Here is a 19,577-nt window from a genome sequence, read left to right as displayed (position 1 = left end):
GCGAAAATACAATTATCTATTCAATTATAAAATAGTAATATTATATTTTAAGTTATTTTTTTAAGTTTTTTATTGATTCTCCTCTAAGATTGAAAGTCTAACTAATTCAATCTTTTTATTAGATGCTGAATGTATAGTTATTTCAAAGTTGTCAATTATGATTTTTTCCTTGTTTTGAGGGATTTCTTTAGTGTTGTTTACAATAAAACCACCTAATGTTATGTATGAATCTGATTCAGGAATATTTAAGTTGTATTTCTGATTAATGTATTCTACATCTAATCTTCCAGAAAATAAAAATACATTATCTTCAATAATTTCATCAATTAGTTCTTCTTCTAAATCATGTTCGTCTTCAATTTCTCCAAAAAGTTCTTCAATAATGTCTTCAACGGTTATGATTCCAGAAGTCCCACCGTATTCGTCTAAAATAACAGCGACACTTTTCCTTTTTTTAGTTAAAATGTCTAGTAAGTCTTTTATTAAAATAGTTTCTGGTACAAATTCAATAGGAATCATTACTGATTTAATTGTTTTAGGTTTTTTAAACAATTCAAATGAGTGAACATAACCTAAAATGTCATCAATAGAATTTTGATACACCAATATTTTAGAATAGCCTGTCTTTATGAACAATTCTCTTAATTCGTTTACTGGATCAAGAACATCTACTGCCGAAATCTCTGTTCTAGGCGTCATGATGTCTCTTGCTTTAGATTCTGAAAACTCAAGAGCATTTTGAAACATTTGTATTTCTGAGTCAATTTCTTCGTCGTCAGATACACTATTCATTTGTTCGTTTATGTAATTTCCTAGCTCTACTTTACTAAAATAATCTTGTATTTGATCTCCTTCTGTTTTAAAAAATTTTTTTAAAATAAAGTCAGATATCCATAAAACAAATTTAGTTACCCAAAAAAATAAGATATAAAACAAATATGCAGGAGCTGCAAAAAGCTTAATAAATGAGTTAGCGTAAATCTGGAAAAACACCTTTGGTAAAAATTCTGCAGTCATTAATATAATGATTGTAGAAAGTATGGTTTGAATTAATAAATTTGCAAAAGGCGAAAAAGAAAAATCAAATGATTCTATCCAGGTCATTAATAAATCACCTGAATAAATACCATAAATTACCAAAACCACATTGTTACCAATTAACATTGATGTAATGAATTGAGATGGTTTTTCGGTAAGTTTTAAAAGGATTTTTGAATTAAAGTTATTTTGCTTTTTTTCAATTGACAAATACACTTTGTTTGAAGAAACATAGGCAATTTCCATTCCTGAAAAAAATGCAGAGAGTAATAAACAAATAACGATAATAGCTATTTCCATTATTTGTTTTTCCTGTTGATTTGTTTATTGTGAAAGTGTCTTCTAAAGAAAAACATTGCAATTGCAACTATTCCTATAGCTAAAAACATATAAGGGTTTCTCTCGCTGCTGTATTCTTCGTATGCTTTATAAAGAAAAATAAGGCCAAAAGCCAAATACACGTATTGAATGATTTTAAGATATGTCATATTTATTGTTTTAGCAAAAGTAATGAAAATATAAATATAAGGAATTAGACAATTAATTTAAGTTGTTAACTTCTCCACTGCTTTTTTGCATGTTGAATACCTTAAAGTCTTTACTGAAGTCTACACCAGGTCCTTGAAGAAACCCTCCTGCTTCATCAGTGTATTTGAATGTTTTTTCTGTGAAAAACCACTCGTTTTTTTGATCAAAATAGAGTTGATTGGTTTCTAATTTTTTTCCATCATGAGAATTGATAACTACATCTCCTTGTAGGTCAATAATGTCTGTTTTTTTATAGGATATCGCGTAATTTGCTTTGATAATTGTTGTGTTTCCATTTTCATCAAACATAGTTACGGTTAATCCATTTGGAAATTCTGTAAAAGCATTTTTAATGTTACTATAATCTAACATTTTAGCGCTTTTTAAAATAGATTTTATTTTACCAGAATCAGTGTATTTTAAATTTATAGAGTCTGCTTCGCCTGATGGGACAAATGATGACTGGTTGAATTTTTGTACGTCCTTTAAACTGGTTTCGCAAGAAAATAACATAGTCACGATAAAAATCGTGACTATGAAATTAATTGTATTTTTAAATGTTCTTTTCATTTATAGATTTGGAACAGTTATACTTTCTCCAACCCAGCAGTTAAAAGCAATTCTTTGTCCTGCTTTTCCAGATTCGAATATTTCTGTTCTTGAAGGTGCTGCAGCTCTATAGCTTCCTGCCATTCTAGATGCAGCTCCTTTTAATGAAGTGTCAACATTTCCTGCTTTGTCTGCATATTGAGCAGCTAACCAGTACATAGCTCTTTTGTCAAAAGGGTTGTTTCCACAATCGTTAATACTGCTTCCGTATAATTGGGCAATTAATAAATATGCTTTTCCATACGAAGGCTTAACAGCAAGTGCTTTTCTTGCATAAGCTCTAGATTGAGATTTATTACTTTTACTATACATTGTTGCAATACGGTAATAAACAAAAGCTTTTTTAGAGTTATCAGTAAACATGTTTGCAGCTTGGTTGAAATATTCAAGAGCTTTCGTAGTGTTTTTTCTTTGTAACTCAACAACTCCAAGTTTGTATGCAGCATCTGCACTTGGGTTTAATTTGTAAAGCGCTTCAGAAATTTTTGAGAATAATGGATCTCCATCACATTCTTTAGCTTCTAATCTATCAGCTGCTCTTTTTAACCAAACCTCATTGCTTTTGTTTTCTTCAAATCCTTTTTGGTAAAAAGGAATAAGTTTGTCACAAGTCGATAATTCAACAATTTTTGAATCCATACTTCCAATAACAGTTGAGAAAGCTTCTAAGTTTATTTCATATCTGTTTTTAGCTCTTTGCTCTCTGCTGTCTAATGTTTCTCCAGCTTCTTCTTTTGCAATCAATACATCTTTAGCTTCTGACAGTTCTTTTTCTTCTTCAGCTAATTTTTCAGAAATATCATCATACTTGTCAAATACTTGTTGTAATGTAATTCCTTTGTTAGAAGCTTCATAGTCATTTACGAACAACTCAAAATAGGTATATAAAGCTTTGGCAGAATCAAAATTTGCTTTGTCATTTTTGAAAGCGCTGTCTAAAGTTTTGTAAATTTCTTCTTTAGATCCAATATTATTTTCAAATAAAGCCATTGCTTTTTTCATTTCATTTCCTGCGCCATTGTTTGGAAAATATTGATCGTGTTCAGTATATAATTTGATTAAATCACGAACATATTTTTCTTTGTCGGCAGGAGTAGTTGCTTTGTCAATTGCTTGATTAATAACAAATTCACCATAAGTATAAATACCATTATGAAATGAAGGACAATCCTTTCTTAAAGTTGTTAGGTAACCGTAAGCAGAAGGGTCTTTAGCCTTAGCTGAAGAAGCCATTAAACTTAATGTTTCCGTACAAACTTCCGGGTTTTGTGCTTGGGCAAAAAGGCCAGTTGCGATTGCAAATAATAATGTTAATTTCGTTTTCATCTTAATCTATTCAAAAAATTATTAATCTATTTTTCTTTTTCTAAACCATTTATCACTCAATGAAAGGCCTATACTTAAGTTAAAGTAATTTTCTTCTATTAATCCGTTTGAAGTTGTTCCTCTTTTACCAAATTCAACTCCTATGTTTATTTTAGAATACGTTACTGGTAATCCTATTCCAAAATTCATGCCATAATCATTTATACTTTGATCGTTTATTACTAATCCGGTTTTTTCATATCTAAAACCTGCTCGATATACTATTTTGTTTAAGTAATTTGAAAATGAATCATACTTTGGTATGTAATAACCTCCTATAGCATATTTTTGAGAGTTTTCAAATGTAGCATTTGTGTTGTCGTTGAATCTGTTGTTTTGATTACTACTGTTAAGAAATGTAATTTCTGTACCTATTAACCATTTGTTTGTTTCGCCAATTCCAGCTCCAAAAGAAAGTTTAGAAGGTAGAACTAATTTCGTGTCATCAACATCTATGTCTCTTGGGTCGTTTACAAATTCAGTACCGGTTATTGGGTTATATGTTGCGGTAGCAATATTTCTATCGTTAATAGATTTTAATTTTGATTCTGGGCTATAAGTTAAACTCGAATAAAAATTCATTTTTTCATTAAAGTTTTTTTGATATAAGAAACCAATATTTGCTGAAAGACCAGTAATGTTTGAAGTGTTTCTTTCTCTAGTACCTAACTGAACGTCATCTTGGAAAATTGCATCTGAAACAAATTCTTTTGCTTCATTTTCAACGGTTCCAAAATTATATTGAATATCAGCACCGAAGCTAAAATTTGGACTTAAGGAATATCCTGCACCAATAAATACTCTGTTAATGTTACCAATTCCTGTATATCTTTTGTTTCTTGTAAGGTCGTTTTCAGTAATTGTATTTTCTATTTTATACCCAACAGCGCTGTATGGCATAAGACCAAATGCAGCTCCAAATTTTCCAGCAGGAATACCTACTGCTAAATAATCAAGAGTTGTTCTTTTTGCTTTTTCAGATGTTTCAGAGTTACTTATGTTGTTGAAGTTTGATGTGCTTCCAATTCCGAAACTCGTTAATTTAAGACTAGCGTATGATGCAGGATTTAAAAGATTTAGACTTATACTGTCTCCTGCAAAACTTAATCCACCCATTGCTCTAGCATCTTCAGTTCCTCTAAACTTTACATCTCCAAGTCCATAAAAAGAATAAGGTGATGATGTGTTTTCTTGCGAAAAGCCTATAAACGTTGTTAATAAGCCGATAATAACGATTAATTTTTTAGTCATTTTTATTTTTACAATAGGTGTATAAATTGTTCAAACTCTCTAATAAGAAATTTGAATTCGCAAATATGGTGTTTTTTATACTTTTAGCCAAAAATTCTGCGTCTCCACCTGTTAAAATTATTGTTAAATCTTTATCTAGTTCTTTATATTGGGTTATGAAACCGTCTATTTCGTTAATTACTCCATTAATTACTCCTGAATAAATGGACTCAGATGTACTTTTTCCAATTAGATAATTAATTTCTTTATTTTCTAATAACGGTAATTTTGCTGTATAATTATTCAAGCTCTTATATCTTAGAGATAAGCCAGGTGAAATTGCACCGCCTTGGTAAACGTTTTTTGAATCTACATAGTCATATGTAATACATGTCCCGGCATCAATTACAAGACGGTTTTGATTCTTAAAAATTAAAACAGCACCAGCACTTAAAACTAATCTATCAATGCCTAATGTTTCTTTTGTTTTATAATTGTTTGAAAAAGGAAAAGAAGTTTTATTTGAAATTTCAAGTAAGTCAATATTCTCTTTTAGATAATAAAAAGTGTCTTCATTTAGGTTTGCAACCGAAGAAATAATGCCTAAAGCTATTTTTGGGTGTTTTTTTAAAATGATTTTAAAATTTATTTGGGCTTGGTCTTGTTTGAAAACAAACTTTTGTAAAAGTGTATTTTGTTCAAATACAGCACATTTAATATATGAATTTCCAATATCGATTGCTAACAGCATATTTTGGTATTTTGAAAAGCAAATATACAAATTGATTTTTTTTAAAAATTGTTTTGGATAATATAAAAATGGTTCTATATTTGCACTCGCAATAAGGAAGGTACCTTAGCTCAGATGGTAGAGCAACGGACTGAAAATCCGTGTGTCCCTGGTTCGATCCCTGGAGGTACCACTTTATAAACCCGAATAGAAATATTCGGGTTTTTTGTTTTTAAAATGTTTAATGTTTAAATAAAAACCAAACGATAGGATTAGTTTGGTAGCCATGGTGAGAAATTAAAACAGAACTTTATGATTAAAAATAGTGTAAAATATTATTTAGAAATTAATTTTTTTGCACAAAAAAGTCTTGGTTGGAAAAATACCAATGAAGGTTTAAAAAATGTAATTATTACCCATTTGTTTTTTATAAGTGAAGGCTTTGTAATGTTTCTATTTAGTTTTTTGGGTAAAATAGGATTTTACTTTGTTGTGGCATATTTGATTATTTTTATGTTCTATTTAAGATATAGGATTGAAAAAAAACTAGATAATAATATTGATTTTATTAAGATTGAAAATGAATATAATAGAATAAGTTTGAATAAAAAGATTGTTTCAAGTATTTTATCTATACTTATGCTTTGTTTAAGTATTGCGTCTATGATTTATATTTTTGTTTTATTAATTAAAATAAAAAATTATTTTTAACCCTCGCAACCACATGAAAGGATTCGTATGGTAGCGGTGCGATTTTTCAAATACAAACATATATTCATCTAAAAATGAAAATAATGAAATTAACTTATATATCTATTTTATGTGTTTTATTGTTTTCTTGTAAAAAAGAAACTAATGATGTTAAACTTGAAATATTGAACAAGGAGCTATATTTCAATAATAAATATGTGAATAATCATTCTTCTAATCAGTCCTATAAAAGCAATGACGACAAGGAGAAAGCGACAAACATTTTGACATGGAAATTAACGAATTCATCGTCTGAAAATTATTTATTTATTATTGATGAAGATGATTTTTTTGAAGATCCTTTTTTCGGTTACGATTATAAGCATATTGAAATAACAGATAAAAATAATAAAAAAAGAAATGGAGGGGTTTCTTATATTCTATGGTCGGAGGGCAATTCTAATGTTGGAAGTATGTTTGATTGTTTATATTATAATGATAGTATTAGAAAATTAAATTATAAATTGAAAGGTGGAGAGTTAAAGAATTATAGTATTCAATCAGATTATATAAAGAATTCATTTGTTTTACATCCAGGCGAATCTAAAACATTTAAATCAGTTATTCGTCTACCTATTTTAAAGGAAATTGAACCAATAACTGCTTCTGGTCAAATAAATGTTAGTTCAATTTCAGAAGGGGATAAGTTTAATATTGTTTATAAATGGAATTCAATTAAGATAGAAAAATCATTACAAGATTATCAAATTGAAGAATTGAAAAAAAATAAGGTTATAATTTATAATGGGATATTGAGGTCCAATAAAGTTAAGTTAATAGGAAGAAATTAGCTTTCAATGAAGTGATTAGTATAAATAAATTATTTTATAGTTTACTGTTTTACAACACCATTTCATCATAAGTTAAAATCGTAGTGTAGCCTTTTGCTCTAAAATAATCAGTAGGATCGTTTTTAGAAAGTACCATTACAAAATCGCCACCCCACGCGCCAAGACTTTTTACCACTCCTTTAAAATCGTGAAAAAGCATTTCTTTTACGGTTTGTGTTTCAAGAACATCGCTCATTATGGCTTGGTGTTTTTCCATTAATAGCGCAAAATCTCTTCCTTCATTTACAAGTAAAGCTTCTTCGGTTATAGCGTTTATTTTAGTAATTATTTTGTCAACTTTGTGTTGTTTGCTAATGTAATTACTAATAGCGTTGCTGCTGCTTTGTTTTTTATTAAGATAAACGAAATGTATGTTTTCTTTGAAAGTAGGATTGAATGAAACAATCTCAAAATGGGGTTTGCCGTTTTCTAAAGTATAAATTATGGGTTCGTTAGTTTGTGCGCAGGCAATATCGTAACCGCTTCCGCCAAAACTTTTTTGCAATAATTCAAAAGCATCAATGTTTAACCATTGTGCAATATTGTTTAATAGCGTAGAAGAGGTTCCTAAGCCCCAAAGACGAGGAAAGGTAAGTATGGTTTCAATTATATAACCTTTAGACTCTGAAATGAATGTAGGATTTTGAATATAAGCTTGATGTAAAATAGCAATAAGTTTTGTTTTTACATCGGAAAAATTTTCACATTCCGCTTTAGAAATAATTTCGTCAAAACGAATACTGTCTTCAAACCATACTGTATTATCGGAATCAAAGCTTTTCCATTGGATAAGATTGTCAGTTCCAGATGCTACAATAAGACTTTGGCCGAATTTTGTAGGAACTGCCAATGCTTTTGCACCATTAAGGACAACATATTCGCCAGTGAGTAATAATTTCCCGTTACTGTAATAGGTTTGTTTCAATTTTTATGTTTTTTAGCCCCGATTGTAGCGGCATCCTTTTTTTAGATTGTACTTCGACAAGCTCAGTATGACAATCTAAAAAAAGATATAGCGAAAAGCGGGAATAGCTTCTTATTATTTTCTTAAACCTGCTAAATAATCAACCACTAAGCTATGAGAAATGGTGTTATCTTTAAAATAATCTAATACTTTTATTTTTTCTTCTTTTGTAGCTTGGTGCTGATTTAAGATATTCATGATGTGCATTTTCATGTGACCTTGTTGAATTCCTGTTGTAGTTAAAGAACGAACAGCAGCGAAGTTTTGTGCTAAACCTGTAACGGCAACAATTTTCATCAACTCTTCTGCGCTTGGTTTGCCTAACATTTCTAATGAAAATTTAACTAATGGATGCAAAGTGGTTAATCCGCCTATGGTTCCTATTGCTAATGGAACGTCTATCCAAAAAGTAAAAATATCGTTTTCTATTTTAGCATGCGATAAACTTGAATAGCTTCCGTTTCTACTTGCATATGCATGAACTCCGGCTGCAACAGCTCTAAAGTCATTTCCGGTTGCCACAATAACGGCGTCGATTCCGTTCATGATTCCTTTGTTGTGCGTTACTGCTCTGTAAGGTTCTATTTCGGCAATTTTAATAGCGTTAACGAATTTTTCGGCAAACTCTTTTGAGTCAATCGCGGCATCATCGCTTAATTGATCAACTGGGCAAGAAACTTCTGCTCTTACAATACAATTAGGTACATAATTGCTCAAAATACTCATTACAACCTGAATGTTTTTTTCGTCTTCGCTAAAATCAACATACGAATTGGCTTCGTTTTCTAATGTTTTAGCAAATTGCTCTAAACAAGTATTGATGAAGTTAGCTCCCATGCTATCTTTTGTGTTAAAAGTAGCGTGAAGTTGGAAGTAATTGTCAAGTTCTGAAGTTTTATCTTTTAATTCAATATCTAAAATTCCACCGCCACGTTTTTGCATGTTTTTGGTAAAACTTTCTGTATCAGAAAAGAATTTCGGTTTTATTTGGGTAAAGAATTTTTGAAGTTTTTCAAATGATCCTTTGAATATGAAATGTACTTGACCAATTTTTTCTGTTCCAATTACAGTTGCTTTGAATCCGCCACGCTCACCCCAAAACTTAGCGGCTTTTGATGCTGCAGCTACAACCGAACTTTCTTCGATTGCCATAGGAATAGTGTAATTATTTCCATTAATGACAAAATTTGGCGCAACACCGTAAGGTAAATAGAAGTTGGTTAATGTGTTTTCAATAAATTCGTCATGAAGTTTTTGTAAGTTTTCATTTGAATTCCAATATTGTTTAACAGTTTCTGATGCTTCTACAGGATTACTGAAATAAGCATTAGAAATCCATTCAATTTTTTCTTCTTTGGAAAGCTTTGAGAAGCCTTTTATGTTTTGGGTCATGTTATTTTGAAAAATTTATACAAATATACTAAATGGATTATTTTTTAAGTGTATTAATCCATTTTAATAAAGTATTTTCAAATTGAGTTTTGTCTATTGGTTTTATGATGAAATCATTCATGCCTATATCCATGCATTTTTCTTTTTCACCTGTTATTACCCCTGCAGTTAGAGCAATTATAAATGTAGAAGGGTTGTTTTTCTTGATTTTTTTAGTTGCTTCGTATCCATTCATTACAGGCATTTGAATATCCATTAATATAATTTCTGGATTTAATTCATTTGATATTTCAACAGCTTCAAGGCCATTATTAGCTTCGTGTATTTTAATATTTGGAAAGTTTTTGCTTACCAGTGTTTTAGTTAACAGCATATTTATTTTGTTATCTTCAGCAATAAGCAAGTTGATAGTTGATTTGTTTGTGATTTGTTGTTCTATAGATTCAGTTTCTAGATTTTCGTTTGGATTATTGATTTTATTTAAGATGTTTTGTAATACATTTACTTTAACAGGCTTTATTAACGATATGATGTTTTTTGATGTGTTTACGTATTTGAAATCTGAAGTTGAATTTTGCATAATGATATATGTTGTTTTTGTATTCGACTTTGCGCTATTTACTGCCTCTATGAACTCTTCTTTAGATAAGAATTCATAGTCTATTAGTATCAAATCGAATGTTTCGTTCATTAAGTTTTTTTGATATTCTAGACTGTGTGTAGAATTTATTTTAAAACCTTCTAACATTCCCATGATAATTTTTCCAACAAGCTCATTGTTTTCAATTACTAATGCTTTTTTAAAATTATTATTATATAATTCATAATGTTTAGTACAAGGTTCGCTATTCAAAACCACATCAAAGCTAAAGGTACTTCCTTTGTTTAGTTCACTTACTACGTATAGTTTGCTTTTCATCATTTTTAGTAAACTATTCGTTATTGATAATCCTAATCCTGTTCCGCCAAAATTTCTTGTAGTAGATGTATCTTCTTGTGAGAATGCTTCTAGAATTAACTCTTGGCTTTCTTTTTTTATTCCTATACCTGTATCTCTTACACTAAAGGAATATTTAGAACTTGTGTCGGAAATTTTATCAGCGCTTACTTTTATTTCTATTTCACCATTTAAAGTAAATTTAATAGCATTACTAATTAAGTTTTGAAGAATTTGCTTCAATCTTATTTCATCTGTCCAAATGGCGCAATCTACAGCTTTATCTATGTTGACTATTAATTCTAAATTCTTTTGATGAGCTGCAAATTTCATCATGTCAATGGAATCGTTAACTATAAAATTTAGGTTCGTTTTGGCGTTTTCAAGTGTTAACTTTCCTGCCTCAATTTTCGAAATATCTAATATGTCGTTTACAACACTAAGGAGCGTCTCTGCAGATTGATTTACAGTGGCTAAATATTGTTTCTGAACATCGTCTATATTTGTGTTTAAAAGTAGTTTACTAAATCCTATAATTCCATTTAATGGAGTTCTTATTTCATGACTCATATTGGCTAGGAATTCAGTTTTTGCTCTATTTGAAGTTTCGGCCAATTCTTTTTCTAAAATTACTTTTTCAGCTTGTTTACGTTCAGTAATATCTAATAATACTCCTTCTATATATTCAATATTACCATCAATTAAAATGGCTTCGCCATGTTCTTCAACCCAAACAATGGAATTGTCTTTTTTAATGAGTCTACAAGTTATAATAAATGGTTCTTTATCTTTTACGGCATTAGAAATTTCAAGTAATGCTTTTTGTTTGTCTTCAGGATGGTACAAATCAAATAATTTGATTTTGTTTTCAAAAAAGTCTGATTTTGAATATCCTGTTAGTTTTTCTATTTCGTCATTTAAATAAACTTTTGATCTGGCTTCGTCGAATTTTACTAAATAAACAGCAGCTGGAATATTATTAGCAAGTAATTTAAATTTTTCTTCACTCTCTTCCATTGCTTTTTCATTTTTCAAACGGATTAAAGTTGTAGAAATATTGTTAGCTAAAGTTTTTAATATATTAATCTCTTCATCTCCCCAAACCCTTTGTTTTTCACAATCATCAAAACCAATAAATCCAAGAAAAAAGTCTTGATAAAATAGAGGAATAATCAATATTGACTTGATTCCTTGACCTTCAAGTATTTCTCTTAAATTAAGTTCGGAAATTTCAGCTACAATATTTTTATATACTTTTTTGTTTAACAATCTATCCATAAACTCAGGATATGCATCATGAGGTATGTCTTGTAGTTCAGGGTTGTTTAATTCTATCAAGTCTTTGTTAGATGTCCATTCAAATTTTTGACTTATTAAGTTAGTGGAAATGTTGTTTTCAAAAAAGTAAAACCTATTTGCTTTAACTGTTCTTGCGATTAAGCTTAGAGATTTGTCGAAAATTTGATTGGGGTCTTTTTTACTGATTAAATTACTTGTGATTTTTGCAATTGCAGTTAAGATTTTGTTTTTATAAATGATTTGGTCTTCTGCTTCTTTTCTTTTAATAGTTTCAATAGCAAGCGTAATAATTTCAGTTACTGTTTTGGCAAAATTAATATCTTCGTTAGTCCATTCTTTTATTGTCTCGGTTGCCTCATAACAACAAACACCTAAAAGCTTTCCTGAACTATGAATTGGAACATCTATAATGGATTTTATATTATATTTTTTAAAATAGTTTTCTTTTAGGTCGCTAAAAACATTACTATTCAGTGCATCTGTGGCAATAATGATAGGTTCTTTTTCAATATTTTTAATATAATTTGGATAATGCTCTTTATTTAGAATTAAGCCTGAATAATTCTTATCTTCATTATGAACATATCCGTTAAATAATTTAATATATTCTTTTTTGTTTTTCCATAAGCTAACTCTATTTATCTTTAAGCCAATTGCTGCTTCTTTTGTGATATGTTGAATAAGTGTCTCTAAGCTATCAAAAGTTAAAAAATTAAGTGTTGATAATCTGTTAGAAATTGAGTTTAAATAGCTGGCACGTTCTATTTTTTCATGTTCTTCATTTTCAATTTTTTTGGTTTGTGTTATGTCCCTTACAATAGAAGAGAAGCCAGTAATCTTGTTTTTTTCATCTCTTTTAATAGAAACCTTTTGTGAAACCCATATTTCTTCCCTGTTTTTTTTCAAAATTGGAAACTCTAAAATGTCAAAATCTTTAGAGTCTGGATTTATCTCTTTATAAAATTCTAATACTGTAGGAATGTAATCTTCTTTTACTAAAAAAGTAAAATGATTACCTAATATTTCTTCAAAATTATATCCTAAATGCTCAACTGTAAAGTTGTTTGCATATGTTATGTATCCTTTATTGTCAATTTCATATATAATATCGCGTGCACTTTGAACTAATGAGCTGTATTTTTTTTCTAAACTTATCAAGTGAGTTATGTCTTGTCCGTTTGAAACAAATAAATTATTAGTGTATTTAAAATCAGACCATTGAATGGTCTTGTAGTCGCCTTTTTTAGTTTTTAATACCCTAGTGTAAACAGAATTTGGCTTAAAAATTTTATTATAATCTATTTCTTTAAATTCTTTATCTTGTGTAAGTTTCCAAAATTCCATACCTAAGACTTCTTTAGGCGTGTAGCCCAGAATTTTCTCTATCGAATCATTGCAATAAAGCAGTTTTCCAGTTTTGTCAGCAGCAATAATTAATGAATTAGTATTGTTAATTATTTCATTGGTAAACAATAATTTTTCATTCGACTTAACGATGTTAATTCTTCGAGCAAAATTAATTATTAAAATTATGAAGGTTGAGTTAATTAATGCTATAATAAGCTCATTGTCCGAAGGTTTGTATAATAATAAATAGAAAAGAATTGAAAAAGTGATAAATACAAATGAAAGATAAACAGAAAAGCGTTTAAAAATATTAAAAGAAAAAAACACTAGTAAAAGAAATTCCGAAAAAACAATAAAAGTAATTTCTGAAGAAAACATATCAAATAAAGTGCAACAAAAATAAGTGCAATAACTTAAGATGAATATCGTAGATGTATAGTCTTTTATTTTTTTTAATGATGTTAGTAGGTATGCAAATAGGCAATATAAGCCTAGTAAAACGCTGTTTTTAATTTCAGATAATTCATGAGAATCTATAATTAAATAGAATATTTCAGAAACAGGAAAAATAATTCCTAAGTATAAAAAATAGTATCTATGTTCACTTTCGTTTTGATATTCAAATAAGTTTTTAAGTGTATTGACATTGAATTTAGAGGATTTCTTTTGAAACAAATAATACAATAAAAAAAGTGTTGCTATTAATCCAATACATATTAGAATATAGCTGTTTAAAAAGCTATTTTCGGTCAAGTTGTTAACTCTTTGATTTAAATGGCTTTGTAAAAAGATAAATGCTGAATTTTGACAATGTAGATTCGTTACATTCATGTAAGAGTTTAAGATATTCGAACTTTAAAGTTAATTAAAAAAAGGACTAGTTTGATATTTTAAGAATAAAAATTGTGCTTAAGTCATAAATTTTCACTAAAATTGGGGGTTAAAAACTATAAAATGAATAAACTTAGTATTGTAGCAATTGTTATTTTTTTAAATGTATTTACAATAACTGCTCAGCAAAAAATTTCATTAGAAGAAATTTGGTCAGGAAAATTTAGAACTGAAGGTATGGATGAACTTCATTCTATGAAAAATACAAACCAATATACTGTTTTAAATTATGATAGAGCATCAAGATCAATGCAAATAGATTTGTATGATTTTGCAACTTTAAATAAAGTGTCAACTTTAATAGATACAAAGAATCATTCTGAACTTAACAGTATAGATTCTTATACTTTCAATAAAAACGAAGACAAGTTGTTAATTGCTTCAAATTCGTCTCCAATTTTCAGACGTTCTTTTACAGCAACATATCATATTTATGATGTTAACGCTAAAAAACTTCGTTTAGTTAACGATAAAGCAATTCAAGAACCTTCATTTTCTGCCGACGGAACTAAAATTGCTTATGCCTTTGAAAATAATTTATATGTGTTAGATTTAATTTCAAACGTTACTGTTCAAATTACTACAGATGGTAAAAAGAATGAAATTATCAATGGTGTTACTGACTGGGTTTACGAAGAAGAATTTGCTTTTGTAAAAGCTTATGAGTGGAACGCATCTGGAGATAAAATTGCTTTTATTCGTTTCGACGAAAAAGAAGTGCCTCAGTTTTCAATGGATATGTATAACCTGGGTTTATATCCAACGCAAGAAGTGTTTAAATATCCAAAAGCAGGAGAAAAAAACGCTTTGGTTTCATTGCATATTTATGACTTAAAAACAAATAAAAAATCAGATATTAACTTAGGCAACTATACAGATTTTTATATCCCAAGAATTAAATGGACTAACGATAATAATACTTTAAGTGCTCAAATTCTTAACAGACATCAAAATTTATTAAATTTACATTTTATAAATGCTACAAATGGTGTTTCAAATATTGTTTTAAAAGAACAAGATGCAGCTTATGTTGATGTTACGGACAATCTTACTTTTTTAGCTGACAATAGTTTTATTTGGACATCTGAAATAGACGGCTTCAATCATATTTATCACTACGATAAAAACGGTAAGTTGAAAAACCAAATTACAAAAGGAAGTTGGGAAGTAACTGCTTATTATGGCTTTGATGCAAAATCAAATAAAGTTTTTTACCAATCAGTTGAAAACGGTTCGGTTAATAGAGATGTCTATTCAATTGATTTAAAAGGTAAAAATAAAAAAAGATTAACCAAACAAACGGGTACTAACAACGCTACATTTAGTCCAAATTTCAATTTCTTTATTAACTCCTTTTCAAGTGCCACTAAGGCTCCAGTTTATACGTTAAACGAATCTAATTCTGGTAATGAAGTTAAAAAAATTGTTTCAAACGAAAGTTTAGAAGACAAACTAGCAGCATATAACATTACGCCAAAAGAATTTTTCCCTATAATTACAGAAAAAGGGAACAAGTTAAATGCTTGGATCATTAAGCCAACCGGTTTTGATGCAACCAAAAAATATCCAGTTTTAATGTATCAATATTCTGGTCCAGGTTCACAATCGGTTGCAAACCAATGGAACAGCTACAATGATTATTGGTATTATATGTTGGCTCAAAAAGGATATATAGTTGTTTGTGTAGACGGAAGAGGAACTGGTTTTAAAGGTGCCGATTTTAAAAAATGCACGTATAAAGAATTAGGGAAATATGAAGTAGAAGATCAAATTGATGCTGCAAAAGTTATTGCAGGTTATGAATTTGTAGATGCTTCTAGAATTGGTATTTGGGGTTGGTCTTACGGAGGTTTCATGTCAAGTAACTGTATTTTAAAAGGTAACGATGTGTTTAAAACAGCAATTGCAGTTGCGCCAGTAACAAGCTGGAGATATTATGACAGTATTTATACCGAAAGATACATGCGTACGCCACAAGAGAATGCAAGTGGTTATGATGAAAATTCACCAATTAACCATGTAGATAAATTAAAAGGGAATTATCTTTTAATTCATGGAACTGCAGATGATAATGTGCACGTTCAAAATACAATGAAAATGGTTGAAGCTTTAGTGCAAGCAAACAAACAATTTGATTGGGCTATTTATCCGGATAAAAATCACGGTATTTACGGTGGTAAAACACGCCTTCAATTATACACAAAAATGACTAATTTCATCTTAGAAAAATTATAATATGAGCAATATGAATATTGAAGAGAAAACGTTTTTCGGACATCCAAGAGCATTATTTATATTGTTCTTTACAGAAATGTGGGAGCGATTTTCATTCTACGGAATGAAAGCTTTATTAGTATTTTATTTAGTAAAGTACCATTTGTTTTCAGATGATGCAGGTAATTTATTAGTAGGAAGTTATGCTGCTCTAGTTTATGCAGTGCCTGTTATTGGAGGTTTTATTGCCGATAAATATTTAGGTTTTAGAAAAGCAATTGTTTTTGGAGGTATTATGCTTGTTTTAGGGCATTTAGGAATGGCGTTCGAGGGAAATGCTGCAACGCAATCTATGACTGGTGAAATAACACGAGATAATTTTGCTCTACAAGTGTTTTATTTTTCTCTCGCACTTATAATTTTGGGAGTTGGATTTTTAAAAGCAAATATATCATCATTAGTAGGAGAATTATATGAAGTAGGTGACAAACGTAGAGATTCTGGGTTTACTTTATTTTATATGGGAATTAACCTTGGATCGTTCTTAGCAACAATCATTTGTGTTTGGTTGGGTGAAACGTACGGTTGGAGTTATGGATTTGGAGCAGCAGGAATAGGAATGTTCTTTGGTCTAATGACGTTTATTTCAGGAAGAAAATTACTTCAAGGTAAAGGTGAGTCAAATGCACCTGAGTATTTAGAGAAAACTTCTTTTGGAATTAAAAACGAATGGATTATTTATGGATTGAGCGTATTGTCAACTTTGATTTTTTGGCAAGTAGTTCAACGTCATGAAGTGGTTTCGTATTCACTACAATTAGCAGGTGCGGTTTCATTTATTTATATTGTTTATTATGCAATTACTCAATTAAATGGAAAAGCAAGAGAGCAATTATTTGCTTTGACTATTTTAATTGTTTTTACAATTGTTTTTTGGGCTTTATTTGAGCAAGCATATACATCGATGAACCTTTTCGCAGATAGAGCGCTTGATAGAACTGTTTTTGGAACAGAAATTCCAGCAGGAACTTTCTTAAGCTTCAATGCATTATTTATTATTTTACTAGCACCAGTTTTTGCTTGGTTATGGGTAAAAATGGGTAAATATAATCCAAATACAGCAGTTAAGTTCTCATTGGCATTAATGTTAGTTGGGCTTGGTTTTGGAGCATTAGTAATGGGAATTAATGTTTCTGGTTTAGGTAAAGTGGCTGCAATTTGGTTAATCTTAACCTATTTTTTACACACTTGTGGAGAATTGTGTTTATCACCAGTAGGGCTTTCAGCAGTAACTAAATTATCTCCAGTTAAAATTGTCGGGTTCATGATGGGAGTTTGGTTCTTAGCAACTGCAAGTTCTGAATTTATTGCTTCTGTATTGGCTAATATTGCCTCTGTAGATACTTCAAACGGTTTAGCGCCAGATTTAAACATTGCTAAACAGAGTTATTTAAAATTATTCGAATACTTATTCTATACTGGATTAGGTTTTGGAGCATTACTTTTAGTACTTTCGCCTGTCATTAAAAAATTAATGCACGGAGTAGATAAAGAATTAAATAACTAAAATTAACATAAAACTATATAAGTCAAATTATGAGTCAAAATTCAACGGATCAATTTTTTAAAAATCCAGTTTTAGGTCACCCAGCTGGTTTATTTGTACTATTTTTCACAGAAATGTGGGAGCGTTTTTCATTCTACGGAATGCGTTCATTATTGATATTATTTTTAACCTCTTCTTTTGTAGATGGTGGTTGGGAATGGACTAGAGAAAATGCATCTGCACTTTTTGGTTCATATGTTGGTTTAGTATATTTATCTACTATGTTAGGTGGATATTTTGCCGATAAAATTATTGGTTTTAGATGGGCAGTTGTTGTTGGTGCTGTTTTAATGACTTTAGGTCACGCTTCTATGGCGGTTGAAACTGAATTTTCAATTTACTTAGGACTAATTTTATTGGTTTTTGGAAACGGATTTTTCAAGCCAAATATGACTTCTATCATTTCTGAAATGTATAAAGACAGACCAGAGAAAAAAGATGGAGCTTATACATTATTCTACATGGGTGTAAATGCTGGAGCTTTCTTCGGAATTTTACTTTGTGGATATTTAGGTGAAAAAGTAGGTTGGAGTTACGGATTTGGATTAGCTGGAATTTTTATGTTCTTTGGGATGTTACAATTTTGGTTGTCTCAAAACATTTTTGGAGATATTGGTCTTAAACCAACAGCTGAAAGTAAAGCAAAATCAGAAGCAGCAGATACAGATACTAGAAATCCTTTTACAAAATTAGAACTAGGTATTATTGCTGTTTGTTCGACTTTAGGGTTGTTATGGATTATTAATGATCCAGCTTCTAAAATTTCAGGTGGTGAAGTTAATATTTTTGGTTTCCTAGGTGAAAACGGAAACAGTATTGCTATTGTTACGGCTTTACTTTTATTTATTTATTTACTAGTAACTCGTTTAATGAAGTATTCTCAAATTACAAGAGAAAAGCTAATTGCAGTAACATTTTTCGCATTTTTAACTATTTTCTTTTGGGCAATTTTCGAACAATCACCTAATTCACTAACAATATTTGCAAGTGATTATACAGATAGAGTTTTGGAAGGTAATTGGAGTACTTTTTTCTTAATTGTAAACTCATTGATTACAATTGTTCCATTAGCAATTATTACTTGGGTATTATACTTATTATTTAAACAAACATTTAAAGATTATGCTGTCGCAAATATTATATTAGCAACTAGTTTTGTAATTATTTGGGGTATTGCTATTTGGATGCTTATGAAAGATTTTTATACTGCAGGATATTTATCTTTATCTGACGGAACATTAGAAATGCTTAAAATTGAAAAAGTAACTACTGCAATTACCGAAGTTCCTGCAACATGGTTTTCTACATTAAACTCATTATTTATTATATCATTAGCGCCATTGTTTTCTAAATGGTGGGAAAGTAAATTCAATCCTTCTGCAAACATGAAATATGGTATTGGAATGGGATTATTAGCTTTAGGAATGGCTTGTGTAGCAATTGGAGCAACAGGTATTGAGCCAGGTGCAAAGACAGCGTCTGTTAGTATGATTTGGTTAATTTTAGTTTACTTATTTCATACTATGGGAGAATTATGTATTTCGCCAGTTGGACTTTCCTATGTAAGTAAATTAGTACCTGCTCGTATGATTGCATTTATGTTTGGTGTTTGGTACTTAGCAGTTGCAATTGGTATGAAAGGGGCAGGTATGTTTGGTGAAAAAATTGATGCAATTGCAAACGAATCAGGTTTAAGTTCGTTCTTCTGGATGCTAACAATTGTTTCTTTAGTAATGGCTGCATTCTCAATATTAATGACGCCAGTTATCAAAAAATTAATGCACGGTGTTAGATAACAAACAAAGTTTGGCATCTTTGTTGCTTAAATTTGTTTTATAAAAAAGTAA

14 protein-coding genes and 1 tRNA gene are annotated in these 19,577 nt (G+C 29.7%); 6 read left to right on the top strand and 9 right to left on the bottom strand.

The features are described 5' to 3' along the window. Positions 1-69: 69 nt before the first annotated feature. The 6 genes from ACQ65T_RS02060 to ACQ65T_RS02035 are packed head-to-tail and all read right to left on the bottom strand — an operon-like array spanning position 70 to position 5,521. Positions 70-1,338 carry a hemolysin family protein gene (locus ACQ65T_RS02060; RefSeq protein ID WP_430399447.1) on the bottom strand — a complete coding sequence of 423 codons (1,269 nt, stop codon included), beginning with the start codon at positions 1,336-1,338 and terminating at the stop codon, positions 70-72. Next, a complete protein-coding gene (locus tag ACQ65T_RS02055; RefSeq protein ID WP_430399446.1) occupies positions 1,338-1,526 on the bottom strand; it encodes a hypothetical protein in 189 nt (62 codons plus the stop codon). The genes ACQ65T_RS02060 and ACQ65T_RS02055 overlap by 1 nt, the downstream gene beginning before the upstream one ends. A gap of 52 nt (positions 1,527-1,578) precedes the next feature. Then, entirely contained in the window at positions 1,579-2,136 is a 558-nt protein-coding gene (gene lptC, locus ACQ65T_RS02050; protein ID WP_430399445.1) for an LPS export ABC transporter periplasmic protein LptC, read from the bottom strand. Next, positions 2,137-3,501: a tetratricopeptide repeat protein gene (locus tag ACQ65T_RS02045; RefSeq protein ID WP_430399444.1), complete on the bottom strand. Its 1,365-nt coding sequence runs from the start codon at positions 3,499-3,501 to the stop codon at positions 2,137-2,139. It lies immediately after the preceding gene. Positions 3,502-3,522: 21 nt separating this feature from the next. Next, positions 3,523-4,791, bottom strand: a complete 1,269-nt coding sequence (locus ACQ65T_RS02040) for a hypothetical protein (RefSeq protein WP_430399443.1) — start codon at positions 4,789-4,791, stop codon at positions 3,523-3,525. After that, on the bottom strand, positions 4,784-5,521 hold the full coding sequence (locus tag ACQ65T_RS02035; RefSeq protein WP_430399442.1) for a type III pantothenate kinase: 738 nt from the start codon (positions 5,519-5,521) through the stop codon (positions 4,784-4,786). Before ACQ65T_RS02035 ends, ACQ65T_RS02040 begins: the two co-directional genes overlap by 8 nt. Positions 5,522-5,620: 99 nt before the next feature. Between ACQ65T_RS02035 and ACQ65T_RS02030 the strand changes: the two genes are divergently transcribed. The 3 genes from ACQ65T_RS02030 (at position 5,621) to ACQ65T_RS02020 (ending at position 7,041) form a co-directional block, all read left to right on the top strand. Then, a tRNA-Phe gene (locus tag ACQ65T_RS02030) sits at positions 5,621-5,693 on the top strand. Positions 5,694-5,812: 119 nt separating this feature from the next. Further along, on the top strand, positions 5,813-6,211 hold the full coding sequence (locus tag ACQ65T_RS02025; protein WP_430399441.1) for a hypothetical protein: 399 nt from the start codon (positions 5,813-5,815) through the stop codon (positions 6,209-6,211). 83 nt (positions 6,212-6,294) lie between these two features. Then, on the top strand, positions 6,295-7,041 hold the full coding sequence (locus tag ACQ65T_RS02020) for a hypothetical protein (protein ID WP_430399440.1): 747 nt from the start codon (positions 6,295-6,297) through the stop codon (positions 7,039-7,041). 49 nt (positions 7,042-7,090) lie between these two features. On the opposite strand, the gene ACQ65T_RS02015 is transcribed toward ACQ65T_RS02020, so the two are convergent. The 3 genes from ACQ65T_RS02015 to ACQ65T_RS02005 form a co-directional block, all read right to left on the bottom strand. Then, complete coding sequence (locus ACQ65T_RS02015; RefSeq protein ID WP_430399439.1) at positions 7,091-8,005, bottom strand: GYDIA family GHMP kinase; 915 nt, start codon at positions 8,003-8,005, stop codon at positions 7,091-7,093. 114 nt (positions 8,006-8,119) lie between these two features. Further along, a complete protein-coding gene (locus tag ACQ65T_RS02010) occupies positions 8,120-9,436 on the bottom strand; it encodes a hydroxymethylglutaryl-CoA reductase, degradative (RefSeq protein WP_430399438.1) in 1,317 nt (438 codons plus the stop codon). A gap of 37 nt (positions 9,437-9,473) precedes the next feature. Beyond that, positions 9,474-13,850, bottom strand: a complete 4,377-nt coding sequence (locus tag ACQ65T_RS02005) for a PAS domain S-box protein (protein ID WP_430399437.1) — start codon at positions 13,848-13,850, stop codon at positions 9,474-9,476. Between the two features lie 123 nt (positions 13,851-13,973). Here ACQ65T_RS02005 and ACQ65T_RS02000 point away from each other — a divergent pair, with 123 nt between their 5' ends. From ACQ65T_RS02000 to ACQ65T_RS01990, 3 genes are read left to right on the top strand one after another with little or no spacing between them, the layout of a single operon-like run. Beyond that, complete coding sequence (locus ACQ65T_RS02000; protein ID WP_430399436.1) at positions 13,974-16,145, top strand: S9 family peptidase; 2,172 nt, start codon at positions 13,974-13,976, stop codon at positions 16,143-16,145. Position 16,146: 1 nt separating this feature from the next. Further along, positions 16,147-17,691, top strand: a complete 1,545-nt coding sequence (locus tag ACQ65T_RS01995; RefSeq protein ID WP_430399435.1) for a peptide MFS transporter — start codon at positions 16,147-16,149, stop codon at positions 17,689-17,691. A 29-nt stretch (positions 17,692-17,720) separates the two neighbouring features. Then, entirely contained in the window at positions 17,721-19,526 is a 1,806-nt protein-coding gene (locus ACQ65T_RS01990; RefSeq protein WP_430399434.1) for a peptide MFS transporter, read from the top strand. Positions 19,527-19,577 lie beyond the last annotated feature (51 nt).

Origin of the sequence: Flavobacterium sp., from assembly GCF_965284515.1 — a bacterium.
Lineage (GTDB): Bacteria > Bacteroidota > Bacteroidia > Flavobacteriales > Flavobacteriaceae > Flavobacterium.
This window is presented reverse-complemented; position numbering and strand designations above follow the sequence as displayed.

What these genes read in the sequence shown, in the direction of transcription:
- ACQ65T_RS01990 (WP_430399434.1), top strand. Translation starts at nt 17,721, where the DNA reads ATGAGTCAAAATTCAACGGATCAATTTTTTAAAAATCCAGTTTTAGGT.
- ACQ65T_RS02060 (WP_430399447.1), bottom strand. Translation starts at nt 1,338, where the DNA reads ATGGAAATAGCTATTATCGTTATTTGTTTATTACTCTCTGCATTTTTT.
- ACQ65T_RS02045 (WP_430399444.1), bottom strand. Translation starts at nt 3,501, where the DNA reads ATGAAAACGAAATTAACATTATTATTTGCAATCGCAACTGGCCTTTTT.
- ACQ65T_RS02010 (WP_430399438.1), bottom strand. Translation starts at nt 9,436, where the DNA reads ATGACCCAAAACATAAAAGGCTTCTCAAAGCTTTCCAAAGAAGAAAAA.
- ACQ65T_RS02000 (WP_430399436.1), top strand. Translation starts at nt 13,974, where the DNA reads ATGAATAAACTTAGTATTGTAGCAATTGTTATTTTTTTAAATGTATTT.
- ACQ65T_RS02035 (WP_430399442.1), bottom strand. Translation starts at nt 5,521, where the DNA reads ATGCTGTTAGCAATCGATATTGGAAATTCATATATTAAATGTGCTGTA.
- ACQ65T_RS02020 (WP_430399440.1), top strand. Translation starts at nt 6,295, where the DNA reads ATGAAATTAACTTATATATCTATTTTATGTGTTTTATTGTTTTCTTGT.
- lptC (WP_430399445.1), bottom strand. Translation starts at nt 2,136, where the DNA reads ATGAAAAGAACATTTAAAAATACAATTAATTTCATAGTCACGATTTTT.
- ACQ65T_RS01995 (WP_430399435.1), top strand. Translation starts at nt 16,147, where the DNA reads ATGAGCAATATGAATATTGAAGAGAAAACGTTTTTCGGACATCCAAGA.
- ACQ65T_RS02040 (WP_430399443.1), bottom strand. Translation starts at nt 4,791, where the DNA reads ATGACTAAAAAATTAATCGTTATTATCGGCTTATTAACAACGTTTATA.
- ACQ65T_RS02055 (WP_430399446.1), bottom strand. Translation starts at nt 1,526, where the DNA reads ATGACATATCTTAAAATCATTCAATACGTGTATTTGGCTTTTGGCCTT.
- ACQ65T_RS02005 (WP_430399437.1), bottom strand. Translation starts at nt 13,850, where the DNA reads ATGAATGTAACGAATCTACATTGTCAAAATTCAGCATTTATCTTTTTA.
- ACQ65T_RS02025 (WP_430399441.1), top strand. Translation starts at nt 5,813, where the DNA reads ATGATTAAAAATAGTGTAAAATATTATTTAGAAATTAATTTTTTTGCA.